At 62.4% G+C, this 21597-nt stretch carries 18 protein-coding genes, 1 other RNA gene, 1 pseudogene and 1 riboswitch; of the genes and pseudogenes, 11 read left to right on the forward strand and 9 right to left on the reverse strand.

The features are described 5' to 3' along the window. Positions 1-27 precede the first annotated feature (27 nt). On the reverse strand, positions 28-1524 hold the full coding sequence (locus O6R08_RS02985) for an aminopeptidase P family protein (protein ID WP_271418676.1): 1497 nt from the start codon (positions 1522-1524) through the stop codon (positions 28-30). Between the two features lie 159 nt (positions 1525-1683). Between O6R08_RS02985 and O6R08_RS02990 the strand changes: the two genes are divergently transcribed. From O6R08_RS02990 to O6R08_RS03015, 6 genes are all read left to right on the forward strand, one after another. After that, positions 1684-2421: a zinc ribbon domain-containing protein gene (locus O6R08_RS02990; protein WP_271418677.1), complete on the forward strand. Its 738-nt coding sequence runs from the start codon at positions 1684-1686 to the stop codon at positions 2419-2421. A 60-nt stretch (positions 2422-2481) separates the two neighbouring features. Next, positions 2482-2864: RNase P RNA component class A (gene rnpB, locus O6R08_RS02995), an RNA gene on the forward strand. Positions 2865-3116: 252 nt separating this feature from the next. After that, positions 3117-3302, forward strand: a riboswitch (cobalamin riboswitch). Positions 3303-3343: 41 nt separating this feature from the next. After that, positions 3344-4345, forward strand: coding sequence for an ABC transporter substrate-binding protein (locus tag O6R08_RS03000; protein WP_271418678.1), 1002 nt, complete (start codon positions 3344-3346; stop codon positions 4343-4345). Beyond that, a complete protein-coding gene (locus O6R08_RS03005; RefSeq protein ID WP_271418679.1) occupies positions 4342-5376 on the forward strand; it encodes a FecCD family ABC transporter permease in 1035 nt (344 codons plus the stop codon). Before O6R08_RS03000 ends, O6R08_RS03005 begins: the two co-directional genes overlap by 4 nt. Beyond that, the gene (locus O6R08_RS03010) at positions 5373-6167 is read left to right on the forward strand and encodes an ABC transporter ATP-binding protein (protein WP_408640126.1); all 795 of its coding nucleotides are present in this window, start codon (positions 5373-5375) and stop codon (positions 6165-6167) included. Before O6R08_RS03005 ends, O6R08_RS03010 begins: the two co-directional genes overlap by 4 nt. After that, the gene (locus O6R08_RS03015; RefSeq protein WP_271418680.1) at positions 6164-6793 is read left to right on the forward strand and encodes a (2Fe-2S) ferredoxin domain-containing protein; all 630 of its coding nucleotides are present in this window, start codon (positions 6164-6166) and stop codon (positions 6791-6793) included. The genes O6R08_RS03010 and O6R08_RS03015 overlap by 4 nt, the downstream gene beginning before the upstream one ends. Before the next feature lie 21 nt (positions 6794-6814). Here the strand turns inward: O6R08_RS03015 and O6R08_RS03020 are convergent, their stop codons facing one another. Next, positions 6815-7030: a YbdD/YjiX family protein gene (locus O6R08_RS03020; protein ID WP_271418681.1), complete on the reverse strand. Its 216-nt coding sequence runs from the start codon at positions 7028-7030 to the stop codon at positions 6815-6817. Next, positions 7027-9309, reverse strand: a complete 2283-nt coding sequence (locus O6R08_RS03025; RefSeq protein WP_271418682.1) for a carbon starvation CstA family protein — start codon at positions 9307-9309, stop codon at positions 7027-7029. The genes O6R08_RS03020 and O6R08_RS03025 overlap by 4 nt, the downstream gene beginning before the upstream one ends. 400 nt (positions 9310-9709) lie before the next feature. Here O6R08_RS03025 and O6R08_RS03030 point away from each other — a divergent pair, with 400 nt between their 5' ends. From O6R08_RS03030 to O6R08_RS03045, 4 genes are all read left to right on the forward strand, one after another. Further along, positions 9710-10723, forward strand: a complete 1014-nt coding sequence (locus O6R08_RS03030; RefSeq protein ID WP_271418683.1) for an ABC transporter permease — start codon at positions 9710-9712, stop codon at positions 10721-10723. After that, complete coding sequence (locus tag O6R08_RS03035; RefSeq protein ID WP_271418684.1) at positions 10720-11706, forward strand: ABC transporter permease; 987 nt, start codon at positions 10720-10722, stop codon at positions 11704-11706. Before O6R08_RS03030 ends, O6R08_RS03035 begins: the two co-directional genes overlap by 4 nt. An 86-nt stretch (positions 11707-11792) precedes the next feature. Continuing rightward, positions 11793-13463 carry an ABC transporter substrate-binding protein gene (locus tag O6R08_RS03040; RefSeq protein ID WP_271418685.1) on the forward strand — a complete coding sequence of 557 codons (1671 nt, stop codon included), beginning with the start codon at positions 11793-11795 and terminating at the stop codon, positions 13461-13463. 71 nt (positions 13464-13534) lie between these two features. Next, entirely contained in the window at positions 13535-15283 is a 1749-nt protein-coding gene (locus O6R08_RS03045) for a dipeptide ABC transporter ATP-binding protein (RefSeq protein ID WP_271418686.1), read from the forward strand. Between the two features lie 6 nt (positions 15284-15289). Here O6R08_RS03045 and map read toward each other — a convergent pair whose 3' ends face one another. The 5 genes and pseudogenes from map to O6R08_RS03070 form a co-directional block, all read right to left on the reverse strand. Further along, positions 15290-16144 (reverse strand): type I methionyl aminopeptidase, encoded by an 855-nt coding sequence (map, locus tag O6R08_RS03050; RefSeq protein ID WP_408640127.1) that lies wholly within the window; start codon positions 16142-16144, stop codon positions 15290-15292. A gap of 92 nt (positions 16145-16236) precedes the next feature. Next, the gene (locus O6R08_RS03055; RefSeq protein ID WP_271418687.1) at positions 16237-16953 is read right to left on the reverse strand and encodes an ABC transporter ATP-binding protein; all 717 of its coding nucleotides are present in this window, start codon (positions 16951-16953) and stop codon (positions 16237-16239) included. After that, positions 16950-18335, reverse strand: a complete 1386-nt coding sequence (locus O6R08_RS03060) for an FtsX-like permease family protein (protein WP_271418688.1) — start codon at positions 18333-18335, stop codon at positions 16950-16952. The genes O6R08_RS03055 and O6R08_RS03060 overlap by 4 nt, the downstream gene beginning before the upstream one ends. A 78-nt stretch (positions 18336-18413) precedes the next feature. Beyond that, positions 18414-18773, reverse strand: coding sequence for a hypothetical protein (locus O6R08_RS03065; protein WP_271419196.1), 360 nt, complete (start codon positions 18771-18773; stop codon positions 18414-18416). Between the two features lie 441 nt (positions 18774-19214). After that, positions 19215-19283 (reverse strand): annotated as a pseudogene (locus O6R08_RS03070) (hypothetical protein); the annotation flags it as partial. A 104-nt stretch (positions 19284-19387) separates the two neighbouring features. Here O6R08_RS03070 and glnA point away from each other — a divergent pair. Further along, positions 19388-20689, forward strand: coding sequence for a type I glutamate--ammonia ligase (gene glnA / locus O6R08_RS03075; RefSeq protein WP_271419197.1), 1302 nt, complete (start codon positions 19388-19390; stop codon positions 20687-20689). A gap of 12 nt (positions 20690-20701) precedes the next feature. Here glnA and O6R08_RS03080 read toward each other — a convergent pair whose 3' ends face one another. Beyond that, positions 20702-21505 (reverse strand): sterol carrier family protein, encoded by an 804-nt coding sequence (locus tag O6R08_RS03080; protein WP_271418689.1) that lies wholly within the window; start codon positions 21503-21505, stop codon positions 20702-20704. Positions 21506-21597: the final 92 nt, after the last annotated feature.

A 21597-nucleotide genomic window follows, 5' to 3' on the forward strand; every position in this document is an offset into this window, starting at 1 on the left:
GTGCGTGTGATCAGTGGGTCTTGATGATCAGTGAGAGGTGCGTCCCCAGATCTCGGCGATCCAGGCCTCGACATCGTCGATGTGACGCGGGCAGTCCTGGGACAGCCACTCGGGCTCACCATCAGTGATGCACAGGTCGTCCTCGATGCGAACACCGATGCCACGGAACTCCTCAGGGACCAGCAGGTCGGTCTCCTTGAAATAGATGCCCGGCTCGTTGGAGACACACATGCCCTTCTTGAGCGGTCCAGCGTAATCCTGACGACGTGCTTGGTTGCAGTCGTGGACGTCCATGCCGAGGTGGTGGGAGGTGCCGTGGACCATCCAACGACGATGCTGGCCACCCTCGGGGGACAGGGACTCCTCGACGCTGACCGGCAGGATGCCCCACTCGTGCAGGTACTCACAGATGACGCGGATGGCTGCCTGATGGATCTCGGCGTGATCATGGCCGATCTTGGCAACCTCGGCGGCAGCGTCCTGAGCCTCCAGCACGGCCTGGTAGACGCGACGCTGTGCCGGGGAGAACGTGCCCGAGATCGGAAGGGTGCGGGTGATGTCGGCGGTGTAGAGGGAATCAACCTCGATACCGGCGTCGATGAGGATGAGCTCGCCGGGTCGCAGGTCTCCGTCATTGCGCACCCAGTGCAGGGTATTGGCGTGGTCGCCAGCGGCGCAGATCGAACCGTAACCCACCTCGTTGCCGAGGTGACGGGCGACCCGTCCGAAGGTGCCTTCCATCCACCGCTCGCCGCGTCCCTTGCGCACGGCCTCGGGGATCTCGGCGATCATGGACTCGAAGCCGACCTTGGACTTGCGGCAGGCGTCACGTAGCTGCTCGACCTCCCAGTCGTCCTTGCAGAAACGGGCGGCAGACGAGAACTCGTAAAGCTCGTCGTCGGCCTCCTCGGAACCTTTGGGACGCAGGGAGTCGACGGTGGCAGTGACGTTCTCGTCGGCGTCGCGGATGACGCGCACCGTGACGTCACCGGACGACAGGGCGTCATCGAGCTGGGAGATGTCGCGGCAGGTCAGCCCGGTCATGGCCGACATCTCCTCCAAGGATTCGCGCTTGCCAACCCACATCTCGCCGTAGGTCGCATCGGCGTAGAACTCCCGGTCGGTGCGCGGGGCGCGCGGCTTGAAGTACAGCACGTCGCGGGTCTGCGATGTGGTGTCGACGACGAGCACCGCGTTCGGCTCCCTGTCGGTGCCCAGGCCCGAGTAGTAGGCGAAGGCGGTGTTGGGGCGGAAGGGGTAGTCGCAGTCATTGTTGCGACGCATGAGATGGCCGGCCGGAATGACCAGGCGGTCCCCGTCGAAACGGGCGGCCAGGGCGTCCCGATGGGCGGTGGCCGAGGGCACAGAACCCAGTGGCTCGGGAAGCTCGTCGGGATAAGGAGCCCAATCCGTGGGGATGAACTCGACGAAGGCCTTGGAGAACGGGGTCTGACGCTTGGGGACCTTCTGCTCCTCGGCCTGCTTCATCTGTTCATTCAGATCTGACGACCTCGTCTCGGTCATGTGTGTTGAGACCTCCGCTGGTTGATGAGTGTGCCTTCCAGTGTAGGTGTCGAGGACATGACGTACTGACAATCGACTGCGGGTCTGCGATGAGAGGTAGGCTGAACCCCACATGTCAACAGGGCCTGTTCAACGGGGCCAGGAACGCAGGAGGGCAGCGTGAAAGCCGCGGCACAGGATCAGTGGAAGCTTCTCGATCTTGCACAGACTGACCGTCTGATCGCCCAGGCGCAGCATCGTCGTCAGACCCTGCCCGAGCTGGCCGAGCTCAAGGACCTCGCCGTCCAGCGCAGGACTCTGGCTGAGGAGGTCGTCGCCACGTCAACCGCTCTGTCTGACGCCAAGATGGAGCAGGAACGCATTGAGGGGGACCTCGAGCCGGCTCGCGCCCGTATGGAGCGCAACAAGAAGACCGTCGACTCGGGTTCCGTCGCCGATCACAAGGCCTTGCAGGGGCTGACCGAGGAGATCGAGCACCTCGGGCGGCGTATCAGCCTGTTGGAGGATGCTGAGCTTGACGCCATGCAGGCCGTCGAGGATGCCCAAGCTGCCCACGCCGACGCTGATCGTCGTCGTGTCGAGCTGGATGGCCACATCCGTACCGTGTTGGCCTCGCGCGACGCCGGCCTCAAAGGTATTGACGACGAACTGGCCGAGTTGCAGCGTGCGCGCCAGACCCAGGCCGGCGGTATTCCGGCCGATCTCCTCAAGCTTTATGATCTGCTGCGCGAGCGCACCGGCATGGGATGTGCCAAGCTCGTCCACGGCGTGTGCGAGGGGTGTGGCATTGCCGCAAATGCGGCCGATCTGCGCACCTATGCCGCAGCCGCCGAGGACGATGTCGTGCGTTGCGAGGAGTGCGAGCGCATTCTGGTGCGCACCGGGGAGTCCCTCTGACCAGGTACGCCGTGCCAGTGTGGCGACGATGCCGTATTGACCGTAGAATTGTCGTTTGGACGAGTCATCCGGGTGATCGCGGCAATCCCTGAGTTGTCGAGGAAAGTCCGGGCTCCACAGAGCAGGGTGGTGGGTAACGCCCACCCGGGGTGACCCGCGGGAAAGTGCCACAGAAAACAAACTGCCGGCTTTCGGGCCGGTGAGGGTGAAACGGCGGGGTAAGAGCCCACCGCGTCATCGGTGACGATGACGGCACGGCAAACCCCACTTGGAGCAAGGCCAAGAAGACCGTGAGGTCGCGGACGTGTTCGAGGGCTGCTCGCCCGAGCGTCCGGGTAGGCTGCGCAGCCGAAAGGCTGGAGGATGCCAGTAATGGTGTTCACAGATGGATGATCACCGGCCCTGATGGGCCACAGAACCCGGCTTACAGGATGGCTCGTCCCTTCCTGTCATCGGGGCCATGAAGTCCGGAACCCGCACCCCCAGCCTGTCCACGTCCATCTCGGGCAGGACACGTGGAAGAGCCACGAGGGCCGCCACGCGCACCCTCATGCCTGGTATGGCCGCAAGGGGATGGGATGGCTACGAGATCAGCGCCGAGCCGCCTACAACGAGATCTATCGGAAGACGACGATTCGGTTCACTGACCTGTTCAAGTGAGGTGAGACCCCGTCAAGGGGGCATACACAGGGGGTGCTAACATCCTCGCGTCAGGTTGCTCGTGACATCACGAGCGCTGGAATCCGGTGAGAGGCCGGAGCTGACGCGCAGCGGTATGACTGATCCGCCACGGCGAACGCCACTGGTGCCATGAGCACTGGGAAGGAGTCGGGGCTGGAGACGAGGTTGAGCCCGAAGACCACCTGACATCGTCCTGTTGGTACCCGGCCGCGCACGCCGAACACAGAAAGCTGGCTTCTCCATGCACCTCGTCCCCTTTCGTTGCGCTCTCGTAGCGTCGGTCATTCCCGCTGTCATGCTCGCCGGATGCGCCGGCGCTCCCAAGGATTCCTCGGCATCGGGATCAGCATCAGCATCGGCACAAGGCCCGATCACCATCACCAATTGCGGACAAAAAATCACCCTCGACAAGCCCGCGACAAGGGCTGTGACCCTCAATCAGGGAGCCACCGAGGACGTCCTGGCCATCGGCGGTGAATCCACACTCGTCGGCACCGCCTACCTCGACAGTGAGATTCCGGCGAAGTGGAAGAAGGCCTACGACTCGGTCAAGGTGCTCGCCAAGCAGTACCCCTCCAAGGAAACCTTCCTGGCCGCCACACCTGATCTGGCTGTGTCTTCCTACTCCAGCGCTTTCACTGACAAGGCTGTTGGCACACGGGAAGAGCTGCGGAAGCAGGGGATTGCGACCTACATCAGCCCCTTTGGTTGCCCGGAGGGCACTCCCGTGGCCGATGCCACCTGGGAGAACGTCTGGAAGGAAATGACCGAAGTAGGAACCCTCATCGGCGCCAAGGATGCCGCTGACAAGGCCATTGCCGAGCAGCGTGATGCCCTCAAAGAGGTCACCGGGAACAAGCACGGCACCGAGACGTCGATCGTCTGGTTTGACTCGGGAGACAAGACCCCGTTCATTGGCGCAGGCCACGGTGGGCCTCAACTTCTCATGGACGCTGTTGGAGCCAAGAATCTCTTCGCCAATCTCGATGGCGGGTGGGCAGACGGCTCGTGGGAGAAGATCGTTGCCTCCAATCCGGACGTCATCGTTGTCGCCGATGCAAGCTGGTCCACGGCAAAATCGAAGATCGATTACCTCAAGAAGGATCCTGTCCTCAGCCAGATGAAGGCGGTCAAGGAGAACAAATTCGTCACGGTGCCCTTCGCCCAGAGCACCCCGGGTGCTGAGCTTGTTGACGGGGCCAAGACCCTCAATGATGGTCTTGCGAAGATCAACGGCAAGTGAGTCGCTGGCGTAGCTGGCTGATCGCCGGTGTTCTCGTCGCTGCCCTGGTCGGCACTGTCCTCGTGGTGCTGGGGATCGGGGCGGTACATGTCCCTGTCCGGGATGTTGCCAGGGTGGTGGCCCGACGATTCCGCCTCATTGCCGGGGCCGATGTTACCGTCCTCAACGATCAGATTGTCTGGCAGCTGCGGGCTCCCCGAGTCATCGGGTCGATGGTCGTCGGCGCGTTGCTGGCAATGTGTGGTGCGGTACTGCAGACCTTGACCGGCAATGACCTGGCCGACCCCTACCTGCTCGGTATTTCCAGCGGGGCCTCGGTAGGTGCCGTCTTTGTTCTCGTCGTCGGGATTTCCAGCACCCTGGGCCAATCGGTCCTCATGACCTTGGCTTCCTTCGGAGGGGCTGTCGGTGCCCTGGTCATGGTCTTGGGGATGGCTACCGGTCGTTCCGGGGAGTTGCCGCCCAGCCGCACGATTCTTGCCGGTGTGGCCGTCGGTCAGCTGTGCGCAGCGGCCGTGTCCATGATGATTATGGTTTTCGGTGAGTCGAACGCTGCCAGGTCGGCGTTGTCGTGGACTCTCGGCTCCTTCACGGGTCTGCGGTGGGGATCGACGATCGCGCTGGCAGTTGCAACCCTGCCTGCCCTGATGGCGGGGATGGCCTTGTGCCACATCCTCGATGCCTTCGCTTTCGGCGATGTCAGCGCGATGTCCTTGGGAGTTCCGGTCAATACCGTGCGGTGGGCGATCATGGTCGTCACAGCCCTGCTGACTGCGTTGAGTGTGGCCTTTGTCGGTCCCATCGGCTTCGTCGGGCTGACGGTTCCCCACATCGTGAGGTTTTGGACTGGGCCGCGTCATGCCCAGCTGTTACCGGCATCAGCCCTTGCCGGAGCCTTGCTCATGGTGTGGTCCGACACTGCGGCGAGGTGTTTGCGTCCAGACACCGAGATTCCTGTCGGGGTTATTACGGCGGCTGTCGGAGCTCCGGTACTGGTCGTTCTGCTGCGGCGACAGGCTTCGCGATCATGACAGCGGAGACAACAGCAGCGTTGCGGGCTGAAAATCTTGGCTGGAGGGTCGATGAGACGACGATCCTGTCCGGGGTCAGCGTGGCAATTCGCCCCCAAGCCATGACGATGGTCATCGGTCTCAACGGGTCGGGCAAGACAACTCTCCTTCACCTACTTGCGGGTCTGCGCAAGCCAAGCACGGGCCGGGTGTTGTTGGGGGAGCAGGACCTGGTTGAGACCGGCCCCAAGGAGCGCTCCCGGATCATGGCTCTGCTGGAGCAAACCCCTTCTGCCCATGTCGAATTGACGGTGCGTGACGTCGTCCAGCTCGGGCGCATTCCTCACCTGGGAGGATGGGGGGTCGGCAATCTGGGTCGCCGACGAAGCCGTGACGAAGGAGTCGTTGAGGAGGCGATGGCGTCAACCGGAGTCGCCGATCTTGCCCAGCGAGCATGGTCGTCCCTGTCAGGAGGGGAGCGCCAACGTGTCCAGTTGGCCCGAGCGCTGGCCCAGGAACCTCAGATCCTCCTCCTCGACGAGCCGACGAACCATCTTGACCTTCGCCACCAGATCGACCTGTTGGAAAGAGTGCGTGGACTCGGCCTGACGAGCGTGACCGTCATTCACGACCTCGACTTGGCTGCCGCTTATGCCGATGATCTCATCGTCCTGGACTCTGGGCAGATGGTTGCGGCCGGCCCGACATCCGACGTGCTGACTCCTGACCTTGTCCGAGAACACTTCGGGGTCAACGGTGAGGTCTGGTCAGATTCCCGACGGGGATTCACCTGGAGAGGATTGCAGCCATGACGACACGTATCTCGGTCTCGCTGAGCTGGGACGATGCCTTCGACGCCGATGAGACTCGCTCGATGATGCGTCAGATCGGCGCAGATCAGATCGCATGTTTGCAAGGGCCTGGCCCGGCACTCACTGACGTCTTGAACACCATTGACGACGACCGTATCGAACTTGTCGGATGGAGTAGCCACGACGGGCCGGTGCCACTGTCCTGGCTACGACGAGTTGCCGGTCAGTGGGTCCGCCACCACGAGGATGTACCGGTCGTCGTCCATGCTGGAGTCGTCCGTCCGGGACAGGAACTCAGTGATGAATGGCGGACTGTGACAGGAGAGGAAGCACCGCTGCACAGTCCGGCCTGGCAAGACTTCCCAACATTTCGCCACCATCTGTTCACCTGCCGAGGGCCTCGATGCAACGCGGCCGGCGCCGCTGACTTGCATGCCCGCCTTCAGGAGAAACTCGCACAGTCACACGCCTTGGACACCGACGTCCTCATCACGGTGACGGGGTGCATGTATCCGTGCAACTCCGCGCCCCTGATCGTCGTCTGGCCCGATGGCAGATGCATCCAACTGACCGAGGACAACCTTGATCGTGTTGCCGCAGAACTGGCCGGGCCTTCCCGTCAGTGACGAGAAGGCCCGGTGGGGCCTTCAGCAGCATCGTGCCTGGGGATTGCGGTCCTGACGGTCACACTGGTCACGCCAGAATGCCTTCTCCGGCATCGGCTCATGGCCAGTGCGACGACACCATTCCAGGTAGTTGTCGTAGGCGTCAGCTCCAGTGACCCCACGCACCCACCACCGCAGCGACGACCACCATCGTCGCCACAGTGGATCGCCGGTCACAGGCCGGGGTGCGGCGGTCACGCGTGCTCCTTGTCCTTGTGGACGTGCTCCAGGTCGAGCTCGGGATGCGCGTCGTAGAACTCATCCCACTCAGCCTGCAGATCCTTCTCAGCCTTGTTGGCCATGAGACCACTGGGGGCAAAGAGTTGCGACGGCTTGGCCGGGTCCTCGGTGTTGATGATGTTGTGGCCGCGCAGCGCCTGAACGGTGCGAATACAAGCCACGATCATGACAATGAGGGCACAGACGACGAAGATGATCGACATGGTCCCCTGAATGGCGGTATTGCCGACGACGGTGTGCATGTCGTCGATGCTCTTTGCCTGGCCGAGCGATGTCTTGCCAGCGGCAATGGCCCGCTTGTAGGTCATGTGGTTGGCCCAGTAACCGATCGTCGGGTCAGGGGAGAAGATCTTGAGCCAGGAGCCATAGACCGTGATGACAGCGGTGAAGAGCATGGGCACGAAGATGATGAGCAACCGCCACGTGTGACCGGCTCGAGCGAAGACCACCAAGCAGATCGACAGGGCGACGGCGGCCAGTAGCTGGTTCGCGATGCCGAACAGGGGGAAGAGGGTGTTGATGCCGCCCAGCGGGTCGTAGACCCCCATAAGCAGGATCGATCCCCAACCGGCAACCATGATCGCGGTGGTGATCCAGGACCCCACCTTCCATGAGTGGTCCTTAAGGCGGGGCCAGACGTTGCCCAGGGCGTCGGACAGCATGAACCGTGCGACACGAGTACCGGCGTCGACCGAGGTGAGGATGAACAGGGCCTCGAACATGATTGCGAAGTGGTACCAGAAGCTCATCATGGCTTGACCGCCGAAGAGCTGGTGCATGATCGTCGCCAGACCCACGGCCAGGGTTGGTGCACCACCGGTACGGCTGATGATCGACGTCTCGCCGACCAGTTTCGCCGTCGTCGTCAGGGCGTTGGCGTCGGTGTGCACGCCAGCAAGACCAAGGGAGTTGACGTAGGCCACCGCACTTTGGACGGTGTTGCCGGTCGCGCCGGCGGGTGAGTTCATCGCGAAGTAGATGCCACGGTCCACCGACAGGGCAGCCACCAGAGCCATGATCGCGACGAAGGACTCCATGAGCATGCCACCGTAACCGATGAAGCGGGCCTGGGACTCCTTCTCGATGAGCTTCGGGGTCGTGCCCGAGGAAATCGTCGCGTGGAATCCTGACAAGGCGCCACAGGCGATCGTCACGAAGAGGAACGGGAACAGCTTTCCGGAGAAGACCGGGCCGGTGCCGGTGTGGGCGTAAACGGTCACGGCCGGGACGGTGATGACGGGGCGGACGATGACGATCGAGACTGCCAGCATCACGATGACGCCGATCTTCATGAACGTCGACAGGTAGTCACGGGGAGCCAGCAGCATCCAGACCGGCAGCACTGCGGCGATGAACCCGTAGAGGATGATGGCCCAAGCTAGGAAAGGCTTGCTCAGGTGGAGTGCGCTGGCAATGGCGGTGTTCTCGATCCACGCCCCCGAGGCGATGGCCAGTACCAGCAGGACGATGCCGATGAGGGAGACTTCGAGGACCTTGCCCGGGCGCAGGTAACGCAGGTAGAAGCCCATGAGAAGGGCGATCGGGATGGTCAGGCCGACGCTCCACACTCCCCACGAGGAGGCAGCCAGGGAGTTGACGACGACCATGGCGAGGATGGCCACGATGATGAGCATGATCGTCAGGGTGGCGACCAGGGCAGCGATGCCGCCGAACCGTCCCAGCTCGTCCTTGGCCATCTGGCCCAATGACCGTCCGCCGCGTCGCATGGAGATGACCAGGACGAGGTAGTCCTGCACGGCTCCAGCAAGGATGACGCCCACAATGATCCAGATCGTGCTTGGCAGGTAGCCCATCTGGGCCGAGAGCACGGGACCGACGAGAGGGCCAGCCCCGGCGATGGCAGCGAAGTGATGGCCGTAGAGGATGCGGCGATCCGTGGGCACGAAGTCCCGACCGTTGTAGTCATATTCGGCCGGGGTGGCGCGGTCGTCGTCAGGGCGGACGAGTTTGTCCTGGATGTACTTGGCGTAGAACCGGTAGCCGATGAAGTACGACCCGACGGCGGCGAAGACGAACCAGATGCCATTGACGGTTTCGCCACGGTGGATGGCGAGCATCCACCATCCGAGACCTGCGATGAGGCAGATGATCACCCAGAGGATGACTTTGCCGGGCGTCCATGCGTCGTGCTTGGCACGCTGCTGTGCGCTGATGTGTGTTGGGGGACGATCTGAGCGAGTGGTGGCCGCGCTGACTGGGTAAGCCTTTGAACTCATGGGTTGACCTCGATGTCAATGGTTCGTGGCACGACACAGTGCCTCTGGCATCAGTGAGGTTACCTTAGATCCACTCACGGTGAAAGAGCGTCCTGGTGAGGAATGAACGCGCCCCGGCACCAGGGATGATTCCGGCTCCTGACTGGGTTTCAAGATGCCGACGAGGTGGTGTTGGCGTCCATGTGCCATGGCCGAGATCGTCCCCAGAACAGGTGGAATTTGAGACCGTATCTCACAGTGCGGTATGTTGCTGGAGTCGAGCTCGCGAGTGCGGGCTGCATCAAACCTTGGAGAAGAAGGCTCATGGGCGTGCGAGTGTGTTGTTGTCGCTGAGACGCGACGCCAACCCCACGCATGTCCATTCCTGTCCCTTTCTCACCACCAAGGAGTATCTGTGAGCATGTCCGAAACGGACGCTGCGCCTGATGTCCCTGCCACCGACGACCTTCTGCCGGGCGATGCTCTGTCCTCAGTCGGCGACGAAAGCACGGTGACTCCGACGGCCGCCATCGATCCCGATACCGGCGTTCCCAGCGGAGCGTGGAGCCGTCTGCGGCACAACGGGTCAGCAATGTTCGGCGCAGTCGTCGTTGGGCTGACAACCCTCGTAGCCATCCTGGCCACACCCATCACTCGAGCCATGGGTCTTGATCCCTACAGCTACGACTTGTCCACCCTGGAGGCGAGCGGGTTGCCCTCGGGTGCCATGGGTGGCATCAGCGCGGCACATCCCTTTGGTGTGGAGCCTCAGACCGGCCGCGATCTCTTCGCCATCGTCATTGAAGGTACCCGGACCTCATTCCTCATCGGCATGGGGGCGACCATCCTGTCGATGATCATTGCCATCATCGTGGGGGTCACTGCTGGGTATTTCGGTGGCTGGTGGGACGGCTTGGCCTCTCGTGGCACTGACGTCATCCTGGGATTCCCACAGCTGGTGTTCATGATCGCGATTTCGGCGGTCATCCCGGCCACCGCCCCACGAGTGACCGTCATGGTTCTCATCATCGGTCTGTTGGGGTGGCCCTCAACGGCGCGGGTGCTGCGCAGTCAGGCGATGTCGATGCGATCGCGGACCTTCATTCGTGCCTCACAGGCCATGGGCGCAAGCCATTTGCACATCGTGGTGCGGCAGATGCTGCCCAATCTGGTGGCCACGATCATCGTCTTCACGACCATCTCCATTCCGGGGAAGATCGGCGCGGAAGCGGCGCTGTCCTTCCTGGGGGTGGGTGTCACCCCACCGACGCCGTCGTGGGGTCGATCCATAGGCTCGGCGGTCAACTGGGTGAGCACGGATCCGTGGTACTTGCTGTTCCCCGGCGGCGCGCTGTTCCTGGTAACCCTGGCTTTCAACCTCTTTGGTGACGGGCTTCGTGACGCCATTGACCCGAGGCTGGGTGAGTCTCGATGAACCGTCTACATTTCCTCGCCTCTCGCCTGGTGCAGACGCTCGCGGTGCTCGTCGTCATTACCTTCATCACCTTTGCCATCTTTGAGTTCTTCCCTGCTGATCCAGCCCAATTGGCGTGCGGTAAGCCGTGCACCCCGCAAAATCTTGCCCTAGCGCGTTCTTACATGGGCTTGGATGATCCGTGGTACCAGCAATTCTGGAACTACCTGTCTGGGATAGTTGCAGGTACTACGTATGGGGCTGGAGCTGATGCCATTCACTGTTCTGCTCCCTGCCTGGGATACTCATTCCGCTTGTCGACTCCGGTCACCGAACTCATTGCAAGCCGTCTGCCGGTTACTGTCTCGCTGGCTTTGGGTGCGGCTGTGTTGTGGTTGGTCATTGGTGTCAGCACCGGCGTCATTTCAGCCCTTCGTCGGGGCAGTGTCGTGGACCGTGCGATCATGACCGGAACAGTTTTGGGGATTTCCTCACCGGCCTATCTGGTGGGCCTTCTCGGCATCCTGCTACTCGGGTTCAAGGCTGATATTGTTCCGGTCTCCGGATATGTGCCATTCTCTGTGAGCTCTGTCGACTGGCTGTGGCATCTGGCCCTGCCGTGGACGGTTCTCGCCGTGCTCTCGGCGGCGGTCTATACGCGGATGGTCCGCAGCGAGGTACTCGAGACCCTTGACGAGGATTATGTGCGCACCGCTCGTGCTGCGGGCCTGCCGGAACGACGCGTCCTGGCAAATCACGTGCTACGCAACATCTGTGTTCCGGTGCTCACGTATTTTGCTCTCGACTTGGGTGGATTGCTGGGTGGCGCCGTCATCACCGAGAAAGTGTTTTCCATCCAAGGTCTTGGCGCATTGCTCATGGATGCCGTGGGAGCTACCGACGTTCACCTCGTGATGGGCATCACCTTGGTGGCTGCAGTGTTCATTGTCGGAATGAATCTGTTGGCCGACATTGTCGCAGCAGCTATCGATCCTCGGGTGTGACGCTGACACGCCGCAGCGCAACCAGACGGTACATATTCACATCACAGTCATGTCGCTGAAAACGATTCGCAAGAAAGATGAAAATCATGGACCTCAGCACATACTCCATTTCGTCGTTGTCTCGCCGCGGCTTCATGCTCGGGGTGGGGGCCACCACCGCAGTTGCGGCACTGAGCGCATGCGGTGCCAATGAACGTTCGGCGCAGATAGCTGGATCAGCCACGCCCACCAAGGGCGGGATGATGACCGTCCTCACGTCAAGTACTGATATGAACTGGGATCCTGGCCGCAGTCAGGGCATGGCCGTCACCTCGTTGGCCCTTGTACACCGCCGCCTCACCAGCTGGCAGATCGTCAGCGGTAAGGAGGTCAAGGTTGTCCCCGACCTCGCAACCGACACCGGAAAAGCTTCCGATGGTGGTAAGACCTGGACCTTCACCCTCAAGGACGATCTGGTGGCCGAGGACGGGTCGCCGATCACGTCCACCCAGATTCGTCATGGAGTTGAACGCACCTTCACGGCTTCCCTGGCCGGTGGTCTCGGCTACCACAAGACGCTGCTTGCCGGAACGTCCGGATACACCGGCCCATATCAAGGCAAACACTTGACGTCCATCGAGACGCCAGACGACAAGACGATCGTTTTCCATTTGAAAGCGCCATTTGGTGACTGGCCGTGGATCGTTTCCATGCCCGCATTCGCTCCCGTCCCCCTCGGCGACAACCCCACGACCTACGGCCGTAAACCGGTCGCGTCTGGGCCCTATCGTGTGGCTGAGTACAAGCAGGGTGTGGCTGCCACCCTCAAGCGCAACCCGAAATGGACAGCGTCCTCTGACGAGGTGCGTACTGCTCTGCCTGACACGATCGTGTTTTCCCTGGGTCAGGACAGCTCGGTGGTTGCTCAACGTCTCATCTCTGATTCTGGAAATGACCGCAACGCATTTGGGGCAGAGATGGTGCCCCCTGCCCACGTGCTTCAGGTGACCTCCAACCCTCAGGCCAAGTCTCGGCTGGCCGTTGGTAGCGCTGGACCGCTGCAGTACTTGGCGATCAACGTTGAGCGCGTCAAGGACGTCACGGTGCGCCAAGCCATCGCCTACGCAGTGGATCGCAAGGCCGCCACAATCGCCCTGGGCGGAGAAATAGGTGCATCACCAGCGACGACGTACATCACTCCTGGAATCCCGGGACGTCAGGACTACAACCTGTACCCTGAATCCACCGCAAAGGCTCAGAAAATCCTTCAAGGCAAGACGGTGGGCCAGCTCGTCCTGCTGGTCAGCAACGATGAGGAGATGCTGGCCCTCGCCCAAGCCGTCCAACAGGCACTCCAGAAGGTCAACATCTCGGTCAAGATCAATCCTGTGGAAAGTGAAACCTGGATTGAGAAAACGACCCAGTCGGATGGTTCCGAGTACGACTTGACCATTGCTTCGTGGAATCCCGACTATCCGTCGGCCAATGCCAATTTGCAGCCGCTGTTTGCCTCCAGCGAGATCGGATCAGGCGGGTTCAACCTTTCTCGCTACCACAACGCTGAGGTGGACCGGATGCTCACCGAAGTGGCCGCCCTGCCGATGAATGAGGCCAAGGAAAAATGGGCGAAGATTGATCGACGCATCGCCCAGGACGTTCCCGTCGTTCCGTTGGTGTACCGGCGCAATGCTTTCCTGCACGGATCAGGTGTCAGCGGTTTCTTCGTCAACCCCTTCCCGGCGTACCCGAACTACCTCGTCGTGGGAGTCCAGAAATGAGCGGCCAATCCCGGCGGCACGATGCTCCCACCCCGGTGATGCCAGAGCAAAACCGGCAGGCGGATGCTGTCTTGAGTCTGCGAGATGTCACGGTGAGATTTTCTGGCTCGCCGGTGGCGGCCAGCGAGGCCGTCGATCTGGACCTCGTGCCTGGACGAGTGCTGGCGCTGGTGGGGGAGTCGGGATCGGGGAAGTCTGTCACAGCCCTGGGCAGCCTCGGCCTGCTGCCCCAGGCCGCCACGATGACGGGATCGGTGCTACTGAGCCGCGACGAGCCTGGCAGAAGCGTCAGCGAGGGAGCCGTGGAACTGGTTGGGGCAGACAGGTCGGTGCTCGACAGTGTACGAGGTCGGTTGGTCGGCACCATCTTTCAAGAGCCTTCCAGCGCACTTGACCCGCTTGTGACCATCGGCGCCCAGATCCGTGAAGTCATCAAGACCCACTCCGACCAGGCTCGGTCGCGTTCCTGGATTCGTGACCGAGTACATGAGCTCCTGGGTCGCGTCGGTTTGCCGGACGCGGAGCGGATCGCTGCCTCCTACCCGCATCAATTGTCCGGAGGCCAGTTGCAAAGAGCGTGCATGGCCGTGGCCCTGGCCTGCAACCCGAAGGTGATCATTGCTGATGAGCCCACCACGGCCCTTGATGTCACCGTGCAAGCCGAGATCCTCAACCTGTTGCGGCAGTTGACTGACGAAGGCATGGCGGTGCTGCTCATCACACATGACATGGCCGTCGTGGCCGACGTTGCCGACGAGGTTGCCGTCATGAGAAAAGGCCACATCATCGAGCGGGGCACCGTCGATGCGATCTTCAACGACCCGCAACACTCTTACACCCGCCAGCTCCTCGACGCTGTTCCTCGCCTCGATGCCATACGAACAACCCTTGAGCCACAGACCAATCCCGACGGGGTGGGCGCCGTTGAGCCCGAAACCGGCGATGAGCCGGGAACCGAAGAGGTCGTCGGCCGGTCTGCCTCTGACGAGATGAGTCCCGAACCTGCCCCGCCACTTGTCGAGGTTACTGACCTCAACGTCATCTACCGTGCGCGGCGACGCAAACCCGTCCATGCGGTGCGCGGCGTGAGTCTGGCCATCGAGCCGGGGGAAGTCCTGGGACTCGTGGGGGAGTCCGGGTCGGGCAAATCCACGATCGCTGGCGCTCTGGCAGGGTTGGTGCCGGTGGCCTCCGGGACGGTACGAGTGGCCGGGGTCGAGGTGGCCGGCGCCTCTCGACGCGCAATGCTCCCCGTCCGGCGCAGCACAGGAATCGTGTATCAGAATCCGGCCTCAGCTCTCAATCCCAGGCGCACCGTCGGCGCGTCCATCGCTGAACCTTTGATGCTGCACTCCACCCTCGACTCGTCGCGAAGGCGCGCCCGGGTGCGTCAACTCCTCGAACAGGTGGAGTTACCAGCATCGATGGCCGATCGTTACCCACATCAAATGAGCGGTGGTCAGCGTCAACGGGTGGCCATTGCTCGCGCCCTGGCCCTGGACCCTCGGCTGGTGATCGCCGATGAACCCACCAGCGCCCTTGATGTGTCGGTGCAGGCCAAGGTGCTCAAGCTCTTGATGGATCTGCAAGCTGATCTGGGGTTCGCGTGCCTGTTCGTCTCGCACGATCTGGCGGTCATCGAGCAGATCGCGGCCCGCACAGTGGTGCTCAGCAAAGGCCGCATCGTCGAGGAAGGGCCAACGACGAACGTGCTTTCGCATCCGAGGGAGGAATACACCCGTGCTCTGGTGAGTGCGGTTCCCATCCCTGACCCGGCGATACAGCGAACTCGCCGAGCCAGGGTCGCCGCCCAACGGTGAGGCTCGTCAGTCCAGAGTGGTGAGGATGCGCGCGCCATCCTTCTCGACGACGAGGGTTTGCTCGAACTGGGCACACCGGGAGCCGTCATTGGTCAGGACTGTCCAACCGTCGTCCCACTGGTGATTGGACTGGTCACCCAGTGTCAGCATCGGCTCGATGGTCAGCGTCATACCCTCCTCGAGGGTGACGTCGTAACGCGGCTCGTCGTAGTGGAAAACGACAAGACCAGAGTGGAAGGCGCTGTGGACGCCGTGACCGGTGTAGTCGCGCACCACGCCATACCCGAACCGCTTGGCATAGTTCTCGATGATGCGACCGATGATGGAGATCGACCGACCAGGCTTGACGGCCTTGATGGCCCGGTTCATGGATTCCTGGGTGTGCGTGATGAGGTCGAGGGATTCCTGGTCGACGTTGCCACAGGGGAAGGTGTAGCAGTTGTCGCCGTGCACGCCGTTCTTGTAGGCCGTGACGTCGATCTTGACGATGTCGCCGTCCTCCAGCGGGCGAGCATCGGGGATACCGTGGCAAATGACCTCGTTGACGCTGGTGCAGCAGGACTTGGGGTAATTGCGGTAGTCGAGGGTCGACGGGTAGGCGCCGTGGTCGCACATGTACTCATGGGCAATGCGGTCCAACTCGTCGGTGGTGACTCCGGGCGCCACCGCCTTACCAGCCTCGTGCATCGCACCGCACGCGATGCGTCCGGCCTCCTCCATGGCAGCGATCGTCTCGGCGGTCTGCACGTGGGAGCCGTCGTAGGTCTCCGGGACGTCTCCCAGCCCCACATAGGGCGGACGGGCAATGCTGCCGGGGACGGTGCGACGAGGGCTCTGGGGATACGGCTTGATGGCACTCACGTCGACCCAGTGTAGGTCCTGGTCGACGCAGTGTAGGTCCTGTGGGCGTCTCCTCACCGACTGTCGAGGGCGGCAATGGGTTTCACCAGGTGTCAACCCCGATGGAGAGCGTCAAAAACCTCCGCTGCCGACGGGCGCGTCAGGATCTGATCATTGCAGCCGTGGGCGAGGACGATCACGCGGTCGGCGGTTGCGGCGATGTCAAGATCGTGGGTCACCATGACCAGCGCTGTTGATTCGGTGACCGTGCGGCGCAGCAACTCGAGGACGGTGTCCCTGGCACTGACGTCGAGGGACCCGGTGGGTTCGTCGGCGAACATCACGTGGGGTTTGCGGATGAGGGAGCGAGCGATGGCCACCCGCTGCCGCTGCCCTCCGGAGAGTTGACCGGGGTACTTGCGGGCACACGAGCCGAGCCCGACAGTGTCCAGGGCGCTCAGAATCTCGCTCTTGCGGGGCTTCATCCGCGCGAGACGAGCGGACAGGGCAACGTTGTCGGCCACGGTGAGCGAACTGATGAGATTGAGGTCCTGGAAGATGAAGCCGAGATGGTCGCGTCGGATCTGTGCCAGCCGAGTCCTGCTTGCCGATCTCATGTCGTTGCCAGCCAGGACAATCTGACCGTCGTCGGCAGGTGTGAGGCCACTCAGGCAATACAGCAAGGTCGACTTACCTGCCCCCGACGACCCGACGATGGCGACGAACTCCCCGGGCCCGACGTCCAGGTCAACTCCCTTGAGGACCTCCACACGCTGGGAACCTCGGCCAAACCCCTTGCGTACGCCGGTTGCGCTGATGAGAGATGTCATGAGTGTGCTCCCAGGATGACGCCGACTGGCTCCTTGCGCATCCCGGCTGCGGTGATGATCAGGAGCATGGTGACGGTGAGAATGACCCCGAATGCGACAACTGCGGCACTGGACCATCCCGGAGTCAGGACGGGTACCGAACCCACTGGCCCAGCCGACAAGGCTGTGGCCATGGCGACGTCGTTGACCATGACGATGGTGTAGGAACACAGCAAGCAGATGACGGCATATTCCGCTGCTTCAAGAACGACCTTGACGATGACGTCGCGGGTGGTGGCTCCCGACACCGTCAGCAGGGCATTGTCGCGTCGACGGTGGGTGGCTGTGGCGAAGACGATGGCGGCTGCGCACACGCACGCCACGATGACTGGTCCACCGAGGAGTAGGAAGAGTTGTCGGGGCTGAGCTGACACGGACCCCGACCCGGGCGCCAGCGTGGTCGTGACCCATGTCAATTCGTGAATCCAACTGGACATGATCCCCACGGCCGCTGCTGCCAAAGTGATGGGAACGACGAGGGCACGGGTGAGGGCTGGCCTGGCGCTGGCCTCCCGGGTCGAGAGAAACCCAGACGTTCCCAGGGGGATGGCGCGCAAGACTGCCGTCAGGGCGCGCACGAGCGGGCCGGAAATCACCGCGAACACCAGACAGCCCAGCAGGCCCATCCCCGGGTAGGAACTGAGGATGTCACCCAACTGCTTGGGGTCGGATATCCGATCCGCATTGCCGATCACCAGGTACAGAGTCACCGTTCCAGCCACCAACACGATGGCCGTGACTGCCGTCACGATCTTGGCGCCAACACTCGTGCTGGGAGGAGTCTGTGACTGGGAAGCACTCACGAGGTCCTCCTTGATGACCTTCTTGGCTGATCTGATCCCAGCGAGCAGACTGACAGCAGACGTTGTCGCCATCGCGATGATCAGGGCCACCAGGGGCAGCGGATCGGCCAGGACATCACTGGGAGGTAGTCCACTGTCGGCGACGAAGTGGGCGTATCCGGGCCACAGGGCCATGGACACCAGCCCGCCGAGGAGAGCTGAAACAATGGTGACCAGGAAAATCTCGGTAATCATGATGGTCAGTGCCGCGCGCGGCAGAACTCCGGCGATCTGCCACAGCGCAACATCCTGACGTTGCAGCCCCACGCAGGTACTCACGACGAGTCGGAAGGAGACAAGCCCCGTCAGCACCGTGAATCCCAGGGCAACCCCACCCATCGAGGTGTAGGCCTCCTGGGCCTCTCCCTGAACGCTGGCCCCGGCGACGATGAGGCCGATGCTCATCGTCAACACAACCATGAGCACCACAGAGGTGATGATGAGGGCCAGCCACGACCCGACGCCCTTGATGACGGAGTTGATGGCAATCTTCAGGGTCAACGTGGCTCCGCGGGTAAGAAGATCGGCTGAGTCACCTTCGTGAGGTTATCACGGCAGATGACGGCAACGAGAGACCCGTCAGCCCACCCTCAGCGATTCCCGAGCATGATCGACGAGGGCCTGACGAGTCGAGTCACCGATGGTGGCTGAGTTGAAGTACATCCCGAGGAAATCCGTCTGTCCGGTGTCGACCACGACGACGTCGACCACATCGCCACGCACCTCTGGCAGATGCGACAGGCTCACGTAGATCTCGCTGCGCTTCCACCATGCGGGATGTCCGTCAACGGTGAGGGCCTCTGATCGAATCTCCTGCTCGCCGGTGTAGCCGAAGTAGTAGTCAGAGCTGGCGAAACAGTCTATCATCATCGACGCTGCCGTCTGGGGATCGGAGAACCCGTCCGCAACCGGCAAACCGCCCACTCCGGACACGCTCATCCACCCGAGATAGACGTCGTCAATCTGTGCCGACTGATCCTTCACCCACGGCAGAGTGAGGTTTTGTCGACGCCAGTCGGGGATGGACTCCACCGAGACCCCGCCACCGTGCAACCGACCGTCGCTGGTGTCCTCGTTGCCTGGGCTCTGTCCTTGCGGGCAATTCACGGCCGACGAGCTGGCCGATGGGGTACTCGACCTCTCGTTCCAGGCTGAGACGGTTGGTGAGGAGGAGTTGAGATCGGGCTCCGCGTGATGCTCGGACGAGGTGTGTCGACGCAGACCCAGAGCGGCGATCACGGCGATGATGAGAATCACGGCGATGATCGCCCACACCCATCCCGAACCGCCGCGCCCATTGTTGTCAGGCTTGCCTGTTCCGCCCTGCTGCCCAGAAGGTTGTGAGGACGTGAGGGTGCGGTCAGTCCAGCGCTCGCCGTCAAACCAGCGATAACGGTCTGGGGTGCCGTCGGGATCTCGATACCACCCCGCCTGAGGACCCGAAGCCATGTCGGCAGTCTACCTAGACGATCCAGAATATCTGTTACCCGTTCGAAACACGCGCCGTGCACACTGGACGGGTGAGCAGACAGACTGATTTCGTCCTGCGTTCCATGGAGGAACGCAGTATCCGTTTCGTGAGGCTGTGGTTCACCGACGTCCTGGGATCACTCAAGTCCGTCGCCATTGCCCCCGCTGAGGTTGAAGGTGCCTTCGCGGAAGGTGTTGGTTTCGACGGTTCGGCCATCGAGGGTTACGCCCGCGTCTATGAGGCCGACATGGTCGCCCGCCCGGACCCGGCGACCTTCCAGGTGCTGCCGTGGCGTACCGGTACCGGCATCGCCCGGATGCTGTGCGACATCACCAATCCTGACGGCACGGCCTCGGCTGCCGATCCGCGTCACGTCCTCAAGAAGACGATGGCCCGGGCCGCCGACATGGGGTTCACCTGCTACGTGCACCCCGAGATCGAGTTCTACCTGCTCAAGGACGAGCACCAGCCTGGTGCAGCACCCGTTGCCCTCGACAATGGTGGCTACTTCGACCACACCACCTTGGGAGCGGGCACCGATTTCCGTCGGGACGCCATCAACGTCTTGGAGCAGATGGGTATCTCGGTGGAGTTCAGTCATCACGAGGCCGCTCCCGGTCAACACGAGATCGACCTGCGCTATGCCGACGCCTTGACGATGGCCGACAACATCATGACTTTCCGTGTGGTCATTCGGGAGATCGCCTCCCTCAAGGGCATCAAGGCCACGTTCATGCCCAAGCCCTTCACCGATCGCGCCGGGTCGGGGATGCACTCCCACATGTCCCTGTTCGAGGGTGACACCAATGCCTTCTATGACGCCGCTGACGAGTTCCGCATGTCCGCGGTGGCCAAGCACTTCGTGGCCGGCCTGCTCCACCACGCCCCGGAAATCACCGCTGTGACGAACCAGTGGGTGAACTCGTACCGGCGGCTCTCGGGTGGAGGGGAGGCTCCCAGTTACATCTGCTGGGGCCGTAACAATCGCTCGGCCCTCGTCCGCATCCCGATGTACAAGCCGGACAAGGCCTCATCTGCTCGGGTGGAGTTGCGTTCCATCGATTCGGCCGCAAACCCGTACCTGGCCTACTCCGTGGTGCTGGCTGCTGGCCTGGACGGCATCGAGAAAGAACTGCCATTGCCCGAGGAGGCATCCGACGACGTCTGGCAGTTGTCAGCCCGAGAGCGTCATGCTCTGGGCATCAAACGGCTTCCCCAGAGTTTGGGTGCCGCCATCCGGTGCATGGAGGAGTCCGAGCTGGTGGCCGAGACTCTCGGTGAGCACGTCTACGACTTCTTCCTGCGCAACAAGCGAGCGGAGTTCGAGGAGTACAACCGGCAGGTCAGCCAGTTCGAGTTGGATCGCTACCTGCCGCACCTGTGAGCGGCAGCCCGATCAGTCCTCGGCAAGAATCTCGGTGAGGGCTTCGGCCATGTTCACCACTGGCAGGATGTCTGCGACATCGTCGACGTGGGATCCGGACGCCTGGAGTCGGCCCGCCTCGCGCATTTCCGCCCAGTGGGAGAAGCCGGTGGCCAGTTGCAAGAAGGTGACCGGGTCCATCTCGGCAACATTGGGTGGGGTTCCCCGGTGATGGCTGGGTCCCGACTGCGTGGCTGCCAGCTGGACTGCGCAGGCGGGCGGTACACGCAGTTCGATGGTGCGACCGCCGTGGGATTCGTCAAGCACCGCTGCGAGGGTCCGGCAGCTTTCGGTGAGTGCCACTGATGGGATGTCGACGCCGTCGTAGAGGCTCATGGCAACCATGTCAAGCAGGGTGGCTCGCAAGTGATCGGTGACGCGGACCGGGCCGACGAGGGACTCCACCGTCGCCGAGGGGCCGGGGGAGGCCAACAGTACTGACTCGACCTCGCTGAGGAGACGTTGGGCTTGGCTGGCAAGGCGGCTGGCGGTGTCGTTGGCGATGACTTCATGGCCGATGGTGGCCAGGGTGCCGGTGGCCTTGTGGCGTTCGTCGATCACCTTGGCCAGGGTGATTGGCCTGATCGTCGTCGGAGTGGTGACGGTCTGCAAGGTGTCGGTGAGGATGACCATGATGTGGGCGATGTGGTGACGCCCCCACAGCCGCGCACTGGCAGGACCGACAGTGCCGCCCTGGGCAGGGGGCAGCAGCGAACGGGCGGTGGTCACGAATGTCGTCGCCAGCCGCTTCACGCCACGTTCCGCGCGTGCTGCCATGATCGTCACCCCAACAAGGCTAGAAGAATCGAGTTGCAGGGACCGTACACCCATTCGACACCGACGTGACGACTGAGCAACACGTCGGTGCC

The sequence above is a fragment of the Cutibacterium equinum genome (assembly GCF_028021195.1).
GTDB classification, from domain to species: Bacteria; Actinomycetota; Actinomycetes; order Propionibacteriales; family Propionibacteriaceae; genus Cutibacterium; species Cutibacterium equinum.